General features: G+C 51.2%; 19 protein-coding genes. 8 read left to right on the top strand and 11 right to left on the bottom strand.

Annotated elements, in window-relative coordinates; genetic code table 11:
- Positions 1-7: 7 nt before the first annotated feature.
- The 7 genes from FDY98_RS16130 to FDY98_RS16155 all read right to left on the bottom strand — a co-directional run bounded on the left by FDY98_RS16130 (position 8) and on the right by FDY98_RS16155 (position 5116).
- Complete coding sequence (locus FDY98_RS16130) at positions 8-910, bottom strand: ABC transporter permease (RefSeq protein ID WP_027958526.1); 903 nt, start codon at positions 908-910, stop codon at positions 8-10.
- A 99-nt stretch (positions 911-1009) separates the two neighbouring features.
- Positions 1010-1162: a TOBE domain-containing protein gene (locus FDY98_RS29635; RefSeq protein WP_442907965.1), complete on the bottom strand. Its 153-nt coding sequence runs from the start codon at positions 1160-1162 to the stop codon at positions 1010-1012.
- A 71-nt stretch (positions 1163-1233) separates the two neighbouring features.
- Positions 1234-1965 carry an ATP-binding cassette domain-containing protein gene (locus tag FDY98_RS16135; protein ID WP_196518071.1) on the bottom strand — a complete coding sequence of 244 codons (732 nt, stop codon included), beginning with the start codon at positions 1963-1965 and terminating at the stop codon, positions 1234-1236.
- A gap of 94 nt (positions 1966-2059) precedes the next feature.
- Positions 2060-3094, bottom strand: coding sequence for an ABC transporter substrate-binding protein (locus FDY98_RS16140; protein WP_027958524.1), 1035 nt, complete (start codon positions 3092-3094; stop codon positions 2060-2062).
- Positions 3091-3231, bottom strand: coding sequence for a hypothetical protein (locus tag FDY98_RS16145; RefSeq protein WP_155705954.1), 141 nt, complete (start codon positions 3229-3231; stop codon positions 3091-3093). Before FDY98_RS16145 ends, FDY98_RS16140 begins: the two co-directional genes overlap by 4 nt.
- 47 nt (positions 3232-3278) lie before the next feature.
- Positions 3279-4187, bottom strand: coding sequence for a LysR substrate-binding domain-containing protein (locus FDY98_RS16150; protein ID WP_027958523.1), 909 nt, complete (start codon positions 4185-4187; stop codon positions 3279-3281).
- Positions 4184-5116, bottom strand: coding sequence for a LysR family transcriptional regulator (locus FDY98_RS16155; protein ID WP_081742575.1), 933 nt, complete (start codon positions 5114-5116; stop codon positions 4184-4186). Before FDY98_RS16155 ends, FDY98_RS16150 begins: the two co-directional genes overlap by 4 nt.
- Before the next feature lie 97 nt (positions 5117-5213).
- Between FDY98_RS16155 and FDY98_RS16160 the strand changes: the two genes are divergently transcribed.
- Positions 5214-6326: an NAD(P)/FAD-dependent oxidoreductase gene (locus FDY98_RS16160; protein WP_027958521.1), complete on the top strand. Its 1113-nt coding sequence runs from the start codon at positions 5214-5216 to the stop codon at positions 6324-6326.
- A gap of 65 nt (positions 6327-6391) precedes the next feature.
- On the top strand, positions 6392-7141 hold the full coding sequence (locus tag FDY98_RS16165; RefSeq protein WP_027958520.1) for a transporter substrate-binding domain-containing protein: 750 nt from the start codon (positions 6392-6394) through the stop codon (positions 7139-7141).
- Positions 7142-7239: 98 nt separating this feature from the next.
- On the opposite strand, the gene FDY98_RS16170 is transcribed toward FDY98_RS16165, so the two are convergent.
- The gene (locus FDY98_RS16170) at positions 7240-8007 is read right to left on the bottom strand and encodes an exodeoxyribonuclease III (RefSeq protein ID WP_009286323.1); all 768 of its coding nucleotides are present in this window, start codon (positions 8005-8007) and stop codon (positions 7240-7242) included.
- A 141-nt stretch (positions 8008-8148) separates the two neighbouring features.
- Here FDY98_RS16170 and pyrE point away from each other — a divergent pair, with 141 nt between their 5' ends.
- Positions 8149-8814 (top strand): orotate phosphoribosyltransferase, encoded by a 666-nt coding sequence (pyrE, locus tag FDY98_RS16175; RefSeq protein WP_027958519.1) that lies wholly within the window; start codon positions 8149-8151, stop codon positions 8812-8814.
- Here pyrE and FDY98_RS16180 read toward each other — a convergent pair whose 3' ends face one another.
- Positions 8815-9285: a tRNA (cytidine(34)-2'-O)-methyltransferase gene (locus FDY98_RS16180; RefSeq protein WP_022521067.1), complete on the bottom strand. Its 471-nt coding sequence runs from the start codon at positions 9283-9285 to the stop codon at positions 8815-8817. It abuts the gene before it with no gap.
- A 110-nt stretch (positions 9286-9395) separates the two neighbouring features.
- Here FDY98_RS16180 and rep point away from each other — a divergent pair, with 110 nt between their 5' ends.
- Positions 9396-11465, top strand: coding sequence for a DNA helicase Rep (gene rep, locus FDY98_RS16185; RefSeq protein WP_027958518.1), 2070 nt, complete (start codon positions 9396-9398; stop codon positions 11463-11465).
- Between the two features lie 106 nt (positions 11466-11571).
- Here rep and FDY98_RS16190 read toward each other — a convergent pair whose 3' ends face one another.
- Positions 11572-12447 carry a c-type cytochrome gene (locus tag FDY98_RS16190; protein ID WP_027958517.1) on the bottom strand — a complete coding sequence of 292 codons (876 nt, stop codon included), beginning with the start codon at positions 12445-12447 and terminating at the stop codon, positions 11572-11574.
- Between the two features lie 184 nt (positions 12448-12631).
- Positions 12632-13582 (bottom strand): GNAT family N-acetyltransferase, encoded by a 951-nt coding sequence (locus FDY98_RS16195; protein WP_027958516.1) that lies wholly within the window; start codon positions 13580-13582, stop codon positions 12632-12634.
- A 169-nt stretch (positions 13583-13751) separates the two neighbouring features.
- Here FDY98_RS16195 and FDY98_RS16200 point away from each other — a divergent pair, with 169 nt between their 5' ends.
- The 4 genes from FDY98_RS16200 (at position 13752) to FDY98_RS16210 (ending at position 16542) form a co-directional block, all read left to right on the top strand.
- On the top strand, positions 13752-14432 hold the full coding sequence (locus tag FDY98_RS16200; RefSeq protein ID WP_027958515.1) for a response regulator transcription factor: 681 nt from the start codon (positions 13752-13754) through the stop codon (positions 14430-14432).
- Complete coding sequence (locus FDY98_RS28395; RefSeq protein WP_340146603.1) at positions 14429-14638, top strand: hypothetical protein; 210 nt, start codon at positions 14429-14431, stop codon at positions 14636-14638. The genes FDY98_RS16200 and FDY98_RS28395 overlap by 4 nt, the downstream gene beginning before the upstream one ends.
- 192 nt (positions 14639-14830) lie before the next feature.
- Positions 14831-15811 (top strand): ATP-binding protein, encoded by a 981-nt coding sequence (locus FDY98_RS16205; protein ID WP_340146604.1) that lies wholly within the window; start codon positions 14831-14833, stop codon positions 15809-15811.
- Between the two features lie 131 nt (positions 15812-15942).
- Positions 15943-16542, top strand: a complete 600-nt coding sequence (locus FDY98_RS16210) for a CBS domain-containing protein (RefSeq protein ID WP_027958514.1) — start codon at positions 15943-15945, stop codon at positions 16540-16542.
- Positions 16543-16576 lie beyond the last annotated feature (34 nt).

Here is a 16576-nt window from a genome sequence, read left to right on the forward strand (position 1 = left end):
GAGTCTCCTAGCCCAGGGTGCGACGAAAACGCCGCTCCATCATGCGGTTATAACTCATCACCACGACAACATTGGCCACCAGCAGCACAATGGCTATTGCAGCCCCCATAGGCCAATTCATAGTGTTGAGATACTCATCGTAAGCAGCAGTAGCCGCTACCTTTAGACGGCGCCCACCAATAATGGCTGGAGTGGCAAAAGCACTGGCTGACAAGGCAAATACAATCAAGCTGCCGGAAAGGATACCGGGCAATATTTGGGGAATTACTACGCGTCGAAAAACTGTCCCGTGGCTAGCGCCTAACGACAAACCAGCATGTTCTACCGCAGGATCAAGCTTCTGAAGAGCGGCCCAAACCGAGATCACCATCAATGGAACTAAAACATGTACCAGCGCAAGAATTACGCCGGTGTGAGTGTACATCAAGTTACCTGCACTAGACTCAGCAATACCAATTGCTTCCAAAAATTTACCCAGTAAGCCATTACCACCAATCAGCAATACCCAACCAAGTGTTCTCACTACTACTGAGATTAATAATGGTGCCAAAGTAACGACTAGAAATAACGAACGCCACGGATTACGCATTCTTGAAAGAATATAAGCTTCTGGTACGCCTATAATAATACAGAGAATTACTACTGCTACACTAATACCATAGGTACGCAGAAATATTTCGTGGAAGTAACTATCTCGAAGAACTTCATAATAGTTTTCAAGGCCAAATGAAGAAACAATACCAATCGAATAATCAAAGCTATTAAAACTAAGTATCAGCGTCATTATTAGTGGCATGCCCAATAGGGCAAGAAAAAAAATAGCACCTGGCGCACTCAGTAACCACGGCACCGGATTAATTGTACGAGTACGCGACACAGAAGGAGATAGGCTAGAGGTGAGCTCAGTCATGTGCTTGCTCCCCCAGAATACGTACAGCTCCTTCCTGCCAGCGAATTCCTACATCTTCGCCAACTGCGGCCCCCTGCACTCCTAAATTAGGTTGAGTAATTAATAGCTCGCCGATACTACTATCCACTTGGTATAACCAGTGATTCCTAGAAATAACCTTGTACGAACACGTCCGTTTAGTTGGCCAGCACCTTGATGTGTTAGCTCTAATTTTTCTGGACGGATTGATAATTGAACCTGGTCACCTTGCATATCGTTAGGCACAGAGATTTCAAGTTGGTAATCACCTAGTTTTACCTGAGCTTGGCTACCGATTTGCTGATCTATGTGGCAAGCAAATAAATTGGTCTTTCCAAAAAAGATGAAACAAAGTTATTTTTAGGATTTTCATAAGCTGAAAATGGCTCATCAACTTGTACGACCTTGCCCTCATTCATAACCACAACACGATCACTAAGTGAAAGTGCTTCCGATTGATCATGTGTAACCATCAGGGTTGTAGTGCCAACCTGCTGCTGAATATTCCGCAGCTCAATCTGCATGTTTTCTCTTAATTGTGCATCAAGGTTTGAAAGAGGCTCATCAAGTAGTAACAACGGCGGACGAATTACGAGAGCACGAGCCAGAGCGACACGTTGGCGTTGCCCGCCAGATAGTTCGCGAGGATACCGATCTTCCAGATGATCAAGACGAACCAGTTCCAACGCTTCCCGTACTTGTTGGTGACTCTCACTGATCGGAACTTTGCGCATTTCCAGACCAAATCGAACATTTTCTGCGACGGTCATATGGGGAAAAAGGGCGTAGCTTTGAAACACAATTCCTATTCCCCGCTGATTGGGTTTACAGGACGTAATATCATCGCCGTTCATCCAGATGCGCCCGCGAGAAGGCTCAACAAAACCAGCAATCATTTGCAATGTAGTGGTCTTCCCACACCCCGATGGGCCAAGCAGGGAGACAAACTCGCCTTGGGCAATATCAAGCGTCATATCTTGCACAGCTACGTTATTGCCATAACGCTTAGTCAATGACTCTAAATGCAGAAAACTCATGGTATAGGACTCCCACACACCCTTACCTATCATGTTGAAAGCAAGGGTGTGTTGTCTTAAGTGTTATCAACAAAGAAAGAGATTAAGCGCAGGATTAGCGCTCAACCTGACGGTTCCATCGATTAGTCCACTCAAGACGATTAGGGTTAATAACATCCCAATCCACAGCTACTAGCTGGTCGACCTTTTCCCCATAAGGAAGGATTTCCGCTAAATCATCGGGTAATTCTGCATTTCGCTGCGCAGGCCCCCAGCCTTGCGTATCAGCCAACAATTCTTGAGACTCAGGGGTCAGCAAATGTTCAACAAATGCTTCGGCTAACTCGCGTTCTTCGCTACCTTCTATTACACAGGCAGCAACCATCAAAGCAACGGCGCCTTCTTCAGGATATGCAAAGGCGCCAGGGAAACCGGTATTAGCAAGCGCGCGTAAACGCCCGCTACCCCAAACTGATAAAGCAATTTCCTCATTTTGGAAAAGTTCTGACATTTTGCCTGCAGAAGGCTCAAAAGAGAGAATATTGGGCGCGGCTTCTTCTTGCATAAAGATGAAGCCAGGATCGATATCGCTTTCACCCCCACCGTTGAGTCGTGCCGCCATCACCAAGGCATGCACGCCATACGTATTGCTAATGGAAGGAACAACCAACTTGTCGGCAAATTTTTCATCGGCCAAATCATTCCAAGATGAAGGTGGCTCCCATCCATTACGCTCAAACATTTCGGCATTGTATGCAAAACCAGAAGCGACTAAGCCAACACCAACAGCCTTGTCATCAGGGAAGCGCGCAATGTCGTAGACATCGTCTAACATAGCGGTATTTTGCATCGGTGAGCAGAAGCCTAGATTAATAGCTTGGTACATCGGGCCATCATCCATCAGCACTACATCAAGCTCTTGGTTTCCACGCTGGGCTTGCAGCTTAGCCAAGGTATCGGTGGAATTTCCTGCTACATAGATGATTTCCGCCTCATGCTCCTCAAGGAAGGCTGGAATGATTTCATCACGCATAGCTTGTTCGGTAGAACCACCATAGGAACCTACGTATAGCGGTTCAGCAAGAGCTGTATTCATGCCAAGAAATACCAGTCCTGCCATTGCGGTCGTTTGCTTATTCAGTCTTTTCATATTTGCAGTGTCCTGTCATTGATGTTGGTGTTTTGCTTGTTGTTATCAATGGCCGCCACCGCTTCTGGTATTGCTAGAAAACGGTCAGAAGGCGTGGGCAGTGCGACCTTCAATGAAGCTAGCACTGCTTCAGGCATCAGGACTAATGCCTTTTGTTAGGCACCTTATTCGCTAATGTTATGGGTTAGCCAAAAAAGGGATTATCAAGCTGATTAGCCAGATAAACTTTTACTTCATCCAGAAATTCCAAAACTAGACGTGATGGAGGTCGAAATGCAGGAAGCACGGCACTGTAATGAAAAGGTATTTTGGGTGAAAAAGGACGTATAACTAGGCCACGCGAGGCATAGCTACCTGCTGTAATAGGATCTATTAATGAAACGCCTGCACCCGACAAAACGAGTTCACAAGCAACGCTCGATAATTGAGTTTCGATGCGCATACGCCGCGCAACACCTGCTTGATGGAAAACATGGTCAATAAGGGGTCTGACATCCTGTGTCTGCCCCAGTGAAACAAACGGCTCGCCTTCCAAATCTTCTGCAATAATAGCTGCTTGCTGCGCCAATCTATGCTCAGGCAACATTACTAAGCACAACTCACCGCTAGCAATAGGGAGTACGGTGACAGAGGGATCCTCCAGATGCATGCCTATTAAACCTGCATCACACTGCTGAGTTGCCACCCACTCTAATACTCGTTGCGAGCTATGTGCTTGTAATGATACCGTTATTCCCGGATGACGTGATGTGAAGGAGTGGATAATAGGAGGTAATGCACTAAGCGCGAGAGCTGGCATGCAGCTTAAGAAAAGCCTACCCGTTCGAAATTCTCTAATTTCTTTAGCTGTATCGGTAATCTTATCAAGTCCTACAAATGCTCTATCAACATCCTCATATAGCGCTAAGGCTTCAGGTGTTGGAATTAAGCGACCCTTGCTTCGCTGAAATAATGAAAACCCTACGTAATACTCTAAGTCGTTTATCAAACGGCTTACTGCAGGTTGTGAAACATGCAGAGTCTGTGCTGCCCTAGTAACGGTTTTATGTATCATCACCGCACGAAAGGCTTCTATCTGCCTAAGATTAATCATGCGCTATCTGTCCAAGTTGAAAATACGGATACTTGTTTAAAATGCTCTCTAAACAGAATAATAAAATCCTTTGCAAGCTGAGATAGAGGCTGATCTCGTGTTGTTAACAGCGCAAAATCTTCACTCAAGGCGGGCTTGAAGGGGCGCAAAATTAGTTCTTCTCCTTCGAAAACTTTTGCGCTGATTGGATCAATAATCGCAATTCCAACACCTTGTCGAACCAATCGAACAGCTTGAAGAGCGAGAGAAACCTCCAAGTAACTTTTGGGTTTGATACAACGAGTTTCCATGAGTTTTTCCAGATCAAGTCGCAAAGGATCCTGAGGTTCAAAACTGATTAGCGTCTGGTTATCTAAATCATCTACTTCTATTATTTCATGGCCTGCCAAAGGGTGGTGACGAGGTAAAGCGCATAGGCTACCAAGGCTAAATACTTCGCTACCCACTCGATCATCGGCTTCAGCAACAATAGCAAAGCCCATATCACAACGTTGTGTAATTACATCCTCAATGACTTGCTCCGAACGAAAAGTAGCCAGTTCAAGTCGTGCATCAGGGTGCTGAGGGGCAAAAGCCGCCAACACATCAGGTAAAAAAGTAATCCCCAACAAGGGCATAGCACTAATACGCAATCCACCCACTTCTCTTCCGCTAATACGGCGTGCGGTCTCGCGGAGATGTTCCATTCCACTCCACATTCGCTGCACCTCGCGATGAAATAGGCGTGCTTCAGGTGTCGGCACCAAGCGCCCCCGTACACGTTCGAATAACGTAAAACCCACATCATGCTCCAGTTGCTTTAACAAACGCGTAACACCTGGTTGGGCGATCAGCATACGTCGTGCTGCACCGGATACAGTGCCAATTTCCATGACATGCTTAAATGCAAGGACTTGACGGTCGCGCAGATGAAGAGAGGGAGTAGTCATAACTTTTACACATAAGGTGGCCAATCATTGGTATTGGATCGTATAGCCTATACCTGCCTATAGTCGAGCTTACTTTAAACTTGATTGAGCAAGCGGCATGCAATTTGACTTCTTGATTATTGGTGGTGGCGTAGTAGGCATGGCTGTTGCCTATGGCCTACTGCGCAGAGGTCAAAAAGTTATCATGCTGGACGAAGGAGATGATGTTTTACGCGCATCACGAGGCAATGCCGGACTAACGTGGGTGCAGGGAAAAGGTGTGGGCATGCCTCGTTATGCAGAGCTGAGTCTACAGTCAAGCGATGCATGGCCTTTCTTTGCTAGTGAGCTTAGCGAGCGCAGTGGTGTACCACTTGAGTACTCTCGCCAGGGCGGCATTGATATTTGCTTTGATGTTCAGGAAGCCGAAGCACGTGTGGCCAACTATCGTAAACTTCAGGCTTCATCACCCTATCTCGCACGCTATTTTCAATGGGAGTACTTAGATAGACAGGCTCTGTTAACCCACCTCCCTGGCTTGGGTGAAAGCATTCACGGGGGCACTTGGTCTCCCCATGATGGTCATTGCAATCCGCTATTGCTTTTGCGCGCACTATTAACAGCTAGCCTTAAGATGGGTCTTAGCTATCATCCAGGCTGCTCGGTTCAGCACCTCGAACCAAATAGAGCGGGTTTCACTGCCAATACCCTAGGCGGTAACTTTTCAGCCGAGCGTATTATCGTAGCTGCAGGCCTAGGAGCGAAGCACCTCTCCCCCATGTTGGGTCTGAACGGAGATGTCTTCCCATTGCGAGGGCAGATCCTCGTAACGGAAAAAATGCCTCTGATATCGCAACTTCCTACACCACAGATAAGGCAAACCGATAACGGTAGCTACTTGATCGGTGACGCCCATGAGCACGCAGGCCTAAACAGGGATGCGACTACCAACATCATGGCAGAATTAGCTGCTCGAGGGGTACGTATTTACCCGCACCTGAAGAACGCCAAAATAGTGCGTGCTTGGGGTGCGTTAAGAGTTATGACACCCGATGGGTTTCCACTTTATGAATCGTCCAAAGCCTACCCAGGTGCCTATAACATCAATTGTCATAGCGGAATTAGTTTAGCTGCTTTCCACGCCGAAGAGCTGGCTCAAGCCTTGCTGCATGACCGATTGAGCTATGAATTTAGCGAATTTTCTAGTGCACGCTTTAGCAAGATTAACTAACAAAAACTTTATACCGAGAGTACGACGCCTCACACAACCATCGATAAAATCAAGAGGAATGCGAAATGCGTCAAGCTACCTGCTGCTTACTTTTCACGACAGTATTGATCGGCGGCCTCGCCCATGCTGATAGTAAGCCACTACGTATTGGGGTCGATGTTCCCTATGCGCCTTATCAGTATAAAGAGCCTGATGGCACCATCACAGGGTTTGAAGTTGAATTAGTCAATGCTGCTTGTGAACGCATGCAGCGCGAGTGCGAATGGGTAGAACAAGGTTGGGATGGAATTATTCCTGGGTTAATGGCGCGCAAATACGACCTTATAGCGTCAGCAATGAACATCACGGAAGAGCGTTCACGGCAAGTTAGCTTCTCGGCTCCCTACTACCAAGTACCATCCGTTTGGGTTAAAAGCATAAATAATGAGTACGACCTAGAAGGTGACTTGGCAGGGGTAGCAATCGGCGTGCAGCAGGCCACTATTCAAGATGAATATGTTACTAACTACTATCCTGATGCGGATATTCATCGATATGGTGATTCAGGCTCTGTAGTTGCCGACATGCATGCTGAGCGCCTTGATCTGGTTTTCACCGCCTATTCTCTTGCTCAAGAAACGATGCTCAAGGACGAGCGTTTTCTACAAACGGGGGACTTAATTACCGGCCCTGAGTCGATTTATGGCCCCGGTATTGGTGCTGCTTTCCGCCCACGAGATGAAGCACTAATAGAAGCATTTGATAAGGCGATGCAAGAAATTAAAGAAGATGGAACATTCGACAATATTTATAACAATTATTTTAAAGATCAGTAACCTAATGGTTATTTATATTCTTTCCTAGGCACAACGCAACAAGCCGACCGAAGGGTCGGCTTGTTGCTTACTAACAGACGGCAACGCGGGCAAAGCGCTTAAAGCGCTAGGTCGTACTCAACGATTAGCGGTGCGAACTCTGAGAAGGTCGCATCGTAATCGATCCACGCGTCGACCACGTGGCGGCGGAAGTTGGGGCCGACTAACTGATAGTCGATCCGCCAGCCTTCCTGGCGCTCACGAGGCACGTCTTGGTCAAGCTTCGGCCACCAGGTGTACTCACCTGCATCGCGGTTAATTTCGCGGAAGGTATCGATAAACCCGGTGGGACCAAGCACCTGATCCATCCAGGCGCGCTCTTCCGGGCGGAAGCCTGAGGTCAGTTGATTATCCGACCAGTTAGCCAAATCGACGGTTTTATGGGCAATATGCCAGGTACCGCAGAGGATGTATTCGCGGCGTTTGCGCGACATCTTCGTCAGGTACTCTTGGTACTGCTCCATAAACGCCTGTTTGGCTTTTTGGTCACTTCCATCAGGCATCAAGAAAGAAACGATACTGAAGCGTTCATAATCCGCCTGCAGAAAACGTCCTTCATGATCACACTGTGGAAACCCAAGGCCATACATAATCGCCTTGGGAATTTTGCGGCAATAGAGTGCCACACCGGAGAAACCGTCCTCTTCGGCATCCAGGAAATAGCCTTCATAGCCTTCCGGATACAGAATGTGGTCACCCAGTTCAAAACTTTTTGCCTTGATGTTCTGCACGCAGACCACGTCGACATCCTGCTGAGCCAGCCAGTCCAGGAAGCCACGATCGACGGCATCACGAATACCATTGACATTGATGCTGGCAATTTTCATAAATCGTCCCTTTTGCGTCGCTGCTGTATGATACCCGACGTTTAGACGTTTGGGTAAAGGCAGCTAGTAAAACTTGCCATTTACCCCACTTTTATTGTTGCTTTCGTACTGATTTAAACCTACCGCCTAGTGAGGAATGCCGTGGCCACCACTCTACAACCCTACCAGCGCGATTTCATTGCCTTTGCCATTGAGCAAGGCGTGCTTAAGTTTGGCGAGTTTACGCTTAAATCTGGCCGCGTTAGCCCCTACTTTTTCAACGCAGGGCTGTTTCAAACCGGTCGTGCGCTGGCCAAACTGGGGCGTTTTTACGCCCAGACGATTGTCGATAGCGGCTTAAACGCCGATGTGTTGTTTGGCCCGGCGTACAAAGGTATCCCACTGGCGGCAGTCACCGCGGCGGCACTGGCCGATCATCACGACCGGGATATGCCCTACGCCTTCAACCGCAAAGAGGCTAAAACCCACGGAGAAGGCGGCAATATTGTGGGCGCACCGCTTGCTGGCGATATTTTGATCATTGATGACGTGATTACCGCGGGCACCGCGATTCGCGAAGTGATGACGCTGATTGAGCAGAGCGGTGCTCAGGCCGCCGGGGTAATTATCGCACTCGACCGTCAAGAGCGCGGCCAGGGCGAGCAGAGCGCGATTCAGGAAGTGCAGGCTCAGTATGCCATGCCGGTGGTCAGTATCGTTACCCTGGAGCAAGTGCTCACTTATCTGGAAGAGCATGCCGGTGGCGAAATGCTCGCTTACGCTGAAGCGATCAGGGCTTATCGTGACCGCTATGGGATTGCTGGCTGATTAGACCTGCAACGCGCCAGCAAAACCTTGCTGGCGCCACGCCTCGTAGCTCACAATAGCCACGGCGTTGGACAGGTTTAGGCTACGGTTGTTCGGCTGCATGGGCAGGCGCAATTTATGCTCCGAAGTTAGCGCTTCATGCACCTGGGGTGAGAGCCCAGCGGTTTCAGAGCCAAACAGCAGTACATCGCCTGGGGCAAAGTCCGCATCGCTGTAGGTGCGGGTTCCCTTGGTAGTGATCGCCCAGATGCGCCGCCCCTGCATGGTTTGCTGAAAGGCGCTAAAATCGGCGTGGCGAGTGACGTTGTCGAGGTCGCGGTAATCCAGCCCGGCGCGACGCAGCTTCTTCTCTTCCAGGTCGAAGCCAAGCGGCTCAATCAGGTGTAACCGGCAGCCATTATTGGCCACCAAGCGCATGATATTGCCCGTATTGGGCGCCATACGCGGTTCAAAAAGCGCTACTTCAAACATCTCCACCTGCCTGTTTATTATGCATTCGCCAAGCGGACGATTGTACTTGAAACCGTACTTGAAATCGTAATTGAAACCGCCTGCAACTCTCGTAGAGGACGACCGACGCCATGACGCCCGCAACGCCCAAGAGCATTCTTAGCCGCATCAAAGGGCTAAACCCGCGCCAACAGGAAGCCGTGCGCTACATTGATGGCCCTTGCCTGGTGTTGGCGGGTGCAGGTTCCGGTAAAACCAGCGTTATCACCACTAAAATTGCCTATTTGGTGCAAGAGTGTGGGATGAGCGCGCGCAGAATCGCCGCGGTGACCTTTACCAATAAAGCCGCCCGAGAGATGAAAGAGCGCGTGGGCCAGATGCTCCACGGCAAAGAGGGCCACGGGCTGACGGTCTCTACATTTCACACCCTGGGGCTGAATATTATCCGTGGCGAGCTTAAAACCTTGGGCTATAAACCGGGCTTTTCGCTATTTGACCCGGAAGACGCCAAAGCACTGCTGCGCGATTTGATGAATAAAGACGCTCAGGTGGACGCCGAGCAGATCAACGCCGTGCAGAGCAAAATTTCCACCTGGAAGAACGACTTGGTGCTGCCCAGCGATGCGCTCTCGTTTGCGGCTGATGACGATGAGCACTTTGCCGCTCGGGTGTATGAAGCCTACGTACGCCATTTAAAAGCCTACAACGCGGTGGATTTCGACGACCTGATTCTGCTGCCGGTGGTATTGCTCAAGAACGATCTGGAAGCGCTCGAGCGCTGGCGGCGCAAAATCCATTACATGCTGGTGGATGAGTACCAGGACACCAACGTCTCCCAGTACCTGTTGGTGAAACTGCTAATGGCGGAGCGCTCCACATTCACCGTAGTGGGCGATGATGACCAGTCGATCTACGCCTGGCGCGGTGCACGCCCTGAAAACCTGATTACCCTGGGTGAGGATTTCCCACGCCTGAAAGTCATCAAGCTGGAGCAAAACTACCGCTCTACCGCCACGATACTGCGCGCAGCCAACACACTGATCGCCAATAACCCCCACGTTTACGAGAAGACACTATGGTCTGATATGGGCGACGGCGCGCCTATTCGAGTAATCGTGAATCGTCATGAAGAGGCGGAGTCTGAGCGGGTCGCCAGCGAAATGCTCACCCGGCGTATCAAGGAAAAGGCCGAGTGGCGGGACTTTGCGGTGCTTTATCGGGGCAATTTCCAGGCCCGCTTGTTAGAGCTTAAGCTGCAGCACTACCAAATTCCTTACAAGCTCTCCGGTGGTACGTCGTTTTTCTCGCGCAACGAGATTAAAGACACCATGGCTTACCTGCGCCTGCTGATTAATCCCGCCGACGACAACGCTTTTTTGCGCATTGTGAACGTGCCACGCCGCGAAGTGGGCCCTGGAACGGTAGAGAAGCTCGCCAACTATGCTACAGAACGCTCAATTTCGCTGTTTGCCGCCTGCCATGAGCTTGGGTTGGAGCAAGTATTACCGACCCGAGCCGTGGAGCGTTTGTCGCGCTTTACCCACTTTATCGACGGCGTGCGCAAGCGCATGGATCAAGGCGATGCCATTGCCGCCATTCGCGACATGCTGCGGGATATGGATTACGAAGCTTGGCTGTATCAAAACGCCAGCGCGCCCACCGTCGCCGAACGTCGCATGGCCAACGTGTGGATTCTAATCGACCAGCTAGAAAAATCCCTCAACCGCGACCCAGAGGACGATACCGATTCCACCGAGACCGAAACCGACGGCGTAGAAGCAGCTATTTCACGCTTGGTACTGCGCGATATTCTGGAGCAGCAGGCGGAAGAGGATGACTCGGATAGAGTACAGCTACTCACCATGCACGCCTCAAAAGGCCTGGAGTTCCCCCACGTCTATTTAATGGGCTTGGAAGAGGATCTACTGCCTCACCGCAACGCCATCGAAGTAGGCACTGTGGAGGAGGAGCGGCGGCTGGCCTATGTGGGCATTACCCGGGCGCGGCGCACGCTAACGCTGACGCTTGCCCGCCAGCGCAAAGCCTACGGTGAACTGATGGACTGTACGCCCAGCCGCTTTTTAGACGAGCTTCCCGGGGAGGATTTGGAGTGGGAAGGTCGTGCCGATAAAGAGGATCCGGATAAGAAGCAGGCCCGCGGTAAAGACGCCATTGCCGGGCTGCGTTCGCTGCTGGGGTGATAAAGTGGGAGTTATAAAATTAGGCTTTTAAAAAAAGAATATCCACAGGGCGGCGACTAAAACACCCTGTGGATAAATTTACCAAGCTAAATCATTGCTGCTTACTTTACTGGGCTTCAGCCATTAAATAATCGACAACGGCCATCACTTCTTCATCGGAAAGATTGGGATTACCGCCTTTGGCTGGCATAGCGCCGATACCGTTAATGGCGCTGGCGTAGAGCTCATCAGCCCCCTTCTCTAAACGCGTCGCCCAAGCTTCTGAATCGCCAATTGTCGGTGCGCCAGCAACGCCGTTATCGTGACATGCCACACAGCCAGAACTTGCGTAGAGAGCTTCACCGTCTAAGTCGCTGCCACCGCTGGCTTCTTCAACTGCTGCCGCGTCTTCTTCACTCGCTGCATCGTCGTTAGAAGCCATTTCTTCAGTTGCCGCTTCACCTTCAGCAGCGGCGGTCTCTTCGGTAGCGGCCTCATCGGCGGCACCTTCGTCGCTAGAAGCTTCGGCCTCTGCAGCAGCTTCATCACCGCCACTCAACTCGGGCACTTCCATAACCGGCTCAACCATATAGGCGACCGCCGCTTCCACTTCTTCATCGGAAAGGTTGGGGTTACCGCCTTTCGCCGGCATGGCGCCAATACCGTTAATAGCGTGATCTAGCAGCGTGGCGAAGCCTTGTTCAGCACGTTCAGCCCAGGCCTCTTCATCACCACGAATAGGTGCGCCCGCAGCGCCCGATTCATGACAGGCGCTACATACATTACCGTAGATGCCCTCACCGTCGATATCACCGCCACTGCTACTATCGCTAGGAGGTGCCGCTGCGGTGCCACAGTCTTGGCCTTGTAAACAGAGTTGACCCACCGGCGCCAAACGCTCGGCAATCGCATCACGTGCGGCGTCATCTTGGGCATAAACACTGGATGTGCCCGCCATGAAGCCGAGGGCCGCCAGCCCGCTCATGATCAGCTTAGCTTTCACTCTCACCACCTCTTGAGTATTGTCATCAAACTTTTATCCTCAACCCCTGTGCGTGGCAGCGCCAATATCGACGGTGCGCAGCTGAGACGCCAAGACGTGCATATAGGACTAGTATAACGGCAACGCAAAGCGCAAGAAAATGCTACTAAGCGCGCCTATTCAACCGTTGACTACTATTGGCAGCTTAATTTGGCAAACTCCTCCTCTCACCACTGCCTTTCCAGGCGAATAAACGTTGCTGCGCATAGCGTATGAAACCCGCCTGCTGGTAAAGCCGTTTAGCCGGTAAATTTATGTCATCTACCGCCAGCGTGACCTCCTGCACGCCAGCCTGCTGGGCAAGCGCGAGGCCTTTATTTAACAACGAGCGCCCCAAGCCTTTGCCACGCCAATTCGGTGTTAGTCCCATTAACATTAGCTCCCAACGGCCTAGCGCAGGGCGCGGCGCAAGCAGTAGCACACCCACCACAGCCTCGTGATAGCCCACTGCGTACCAGTGCCGTGGCGCTTGGGGATCCTGCTGATAAAACCCATTCAATAACTCTTCCACTGAGAGTACGTCGCGCAGGGGTCGGCTATCCAGCGAACCCTGACCCACTGCGGCCAGCAGATTCAGCTGTTCCGCCCAAGAAAACTCGCAAAGCGGCTGCAGTGAAAGCGGCAGCGCTTCATTCATCGCTAAGCGGTAGCGGCTACTGCCGGTTAAATGATCCAAGCAAGCCAAACGCTGCATGCCATGCTCACGTAGCAGCGCTTCTGATACGGGCGCCTGGGATGACAGCTCCAAGTGGCACAAGCGAATGTTGTGGGCTTCTACCCATGCATTGGCCGCACGCAATAGCGCGCTAGTATGCACACCCTGTTCGCTGGGCAACGGCTTGGGTAACCATAGCTGCGCCATATTCATGGGCAGAGGTTGTACCCAGATGGCGCTCACTAACTGGCCTGCCTCAATAGTTATCCATAGCCCATCCCACTGGACATCTGGTTGATTGTACATTGCCTTTACGGCAGCGCTCAGTGCCGCTTGCTGTTCAGGGTCATGAGCAGCAGCCAGCTGCAGCAGTGCCTCGCGACGCCGTGCTGGCGGGCAAAGTACTACCTCTGGGCTATTTGAGGGGTCACTAGACGTCATGGCTGATCAATCAAATGCCGAGCTCCGAAGAAGTAATAAAGCGTGCTACGTTATTAGCCTACAATTTATAACCTCATCCTGACGTCCTAAGCCTTTGCACGCCACCCTTATCCGTGCTTATTTCAAAGGTTAATGGCAGCGAATGATTTAAAGGAGTAACCATCCCGCCATGCGTATATTGTTGGTAGAAGACGATCCGAGCTTAGCCTCGGGCATTCGCTTGGCATTAAAGCCCGAGAATTTCACGGTGGATCACCTGAGTGATGGCGTTAGCGCCTTGGCCGCGTTAAAGGAAGGTGAACCTTTTGATGCGGTCATTCTCGATCTGGGGCTACCGCGTATGGATGGTATGCAGGTACTGGAAACCGTGCGGCGGCTGGGCAATCGCGTGCCCATTTTGGTATTAACCGCTCGCGATGCCGTCGATGAACGTATCGCCGGGTTGGATGCAGGTGCCGATGATTATTTAACCAAGCCGTTTGAGGTCGCTGAATTAAAAGCCCGCCTGAGAGCCTTGTTGAGACGTAGCAGTGACCAGGTAAACAGCGCCCTGGAGTGCCGAGGTATTCGCCTTGATCCGTTAACCATGCAGGTTAGCTACCAGGGGAAACCCGTGGTGTTATCACGACGGGAATTAACCCTGCTGCAAGAGTTTATGAGTCACCCTGGGCGAGTGTTCACCCGCGATACCCTAACGCGCTTGGTCTATGGCTGGGATGAAGATGTAGAAAGCAATGCCATTGAAGTACATGTGCACCACCTTCGGCGAAAGTTCTTTCCTCACCTGATTCGCACACTACGCGGCATTGGTTACGTAATGGATAAAACGGACCAGGATCAGCACTCATGACCTCTATCCGCCAACGCACTCTGGGGCTAGCGCTGCTGGTGTTTGGCATTAGCATGCTGGTGATTGGCTTTATCAGCTATCGCTACGCTGCCCATGAAATTGAAGCACTGTACGATGCCAGTCTTGAGCAAAATGCGCGCTTATTAGAAGGTTTGTTGCAAGCACCGCTGCCAGATGAAGCCCGGGTGTACTGCTCAACAGCCTAGAAAGCGCTCTAGGCAAAACGGCGAGATCTGATCGACGCTTTGCAGGTTACCGGGCGGATAGCCAGCTGGGCTTTCAGCTATGGGAACGGAACCGCCTCCTGTTGCGCTCAGCTAATGCCCCTGAGTCGCCGTTGGCCGATCTCCCTTTGGGTTTCACTAGTCAGTCTATTGATGAGATCCAATGGCGCATTTATGTACTCGACATCCCCAACTCCATACAGGATTGTGGTTAGCGAGCGCGAAGACGTTCGCGGGGAGCTGATCAGGGCGGTAGCATTGCGCACGTTACTGCCCGACCTGATTGGCCTGCCGCTACTCACCGCCCTGCTGTGGTGGTCGATTGGCTGGGGCTTGGTACCACTGTTGCGCATGGCCGAGCAAATTCGCAATCGTGATCCGCATAATTTACAGCCCCTCACCCTCAGCCCACTGCCCCAGGAACTAGATACTATCGCCGGTGCGCTCAACCGGCTGTTAGAGCGAATCCGCATAATGCGCGTGCGCGAAAAGCGCTTTATTGCCGATGCCGCCCATGAATTACGTACCCCGTTAGCAGTGCTTGATCTACACGCCCAGAATGCCCTGACTGCCGACAATCTTGAAGATCGTCAGGAGGCGCTCAGTCACCTTCGCGGCGGCGTTGCACGGGCCACGCGCTTGGTTACCCAACTCTTAACGCTGGCTCGCCTGGAGCCTGAAGAGGAGTCGCAGCCTGAATACCGCACTAGCCAGTTGCTTAGTGAAGTGCGTGAGACCCTGGCCAAGCTTTCGCCGCTGGCCGCTGAGCGCGAACAGCAGCTACTGTTAAATGCAGATGAGCAGGCAGATTGGTCGATATTAGAAGAGCCCGGTGCCATTGAAACCCTGGTACAGAATCTGGTCGGTAATGCTATCCAACACTCGCCTAACCATAGTGTCATCAGCATCACCCTAGCGACGACGCCACAAAGCTTTCAATTAACGGTGGATGACCAAGGCCCGGGGATACCAATCAATGAACGCAAAAAAGTGGTTGAGCGCTTTCAACGCTCGGGCCCCAGTGCTGGTTCAGGATTAGGACTTTCCATCGTTGAGCGGCTGGTCACACGCCATAGCGGCACCCTTCAGCTTGATGATGCCCCCAGTGGGGGATTGCGTGTGCGTATTGTTTTACAGCGCCTAAAAGAGGAGTAGCACCCTCTTTTCTTGCTAAACTGAGTTTTATGAGTCTCTTAAGGTTGCGATAAGAATTGCGTGCAACTGTGGAGGTGCAAGGCGAGCCAGACACCCACGGCTCCCTCTTTTCTCCACATGGAGGTACCCTGATGAACCAAGTGACTTTTTCACCTAAACCCTTAATTCAACTAGGCTCAGCACCACTGCTAGCCAAGCCAACTGCGCGGCGGCTACTGCCTACTAGCCCAGCGATGACGGTACTGACCGACTTTTCCCAAGTCATGCCTCAATCCGTTGATGCCGACACGCCTATCGACGAGGCGCATCTCAAGATGCGTTATAGCGGTGTAAGACTGCTGTTCGTGATGGATCACCAAGCGCACTGCATCGGCATTATTAACTCAAAAGAAGTGATTGGTACGCGGCGTATCAACATCGCCATGCAGCAGCGTAACCTCAGCCGCGAAGAAGTGACCGCTGAAATGATCATGACCCCGTGGCACAAGCTTAGCGCCATGACCATCGCCCAGCTGGCATCGCTGACCATTGAGGATCTGGTGCTGTCGATGGAAGCCGTGACCGATCAACACCTGTTAATCACAGAGCAAAACGATAACCACGAACTTAGAATTCGCGGCATTATCTCAGCCAGTGATATACAGAGCGCGGTAGGTAAAGAAATCAACCCGGTGCCTATGGCGAAAAGCTTCGCTGATATTTGCCAAGTCATAACTGGCCACGATCTATAACGACTGATCGTTAACCCATTTAATTTACATCTAG

The organism is Halomonas sp. PA16-9 (genome assembly GCF_009728585.1).
Lineage (GTDB): Bacteria > Pseudomonadota > Gammaproteobacteria > Pseudomonadales > Halomonadaceae > Vreelandella > Vreelandella titanicae.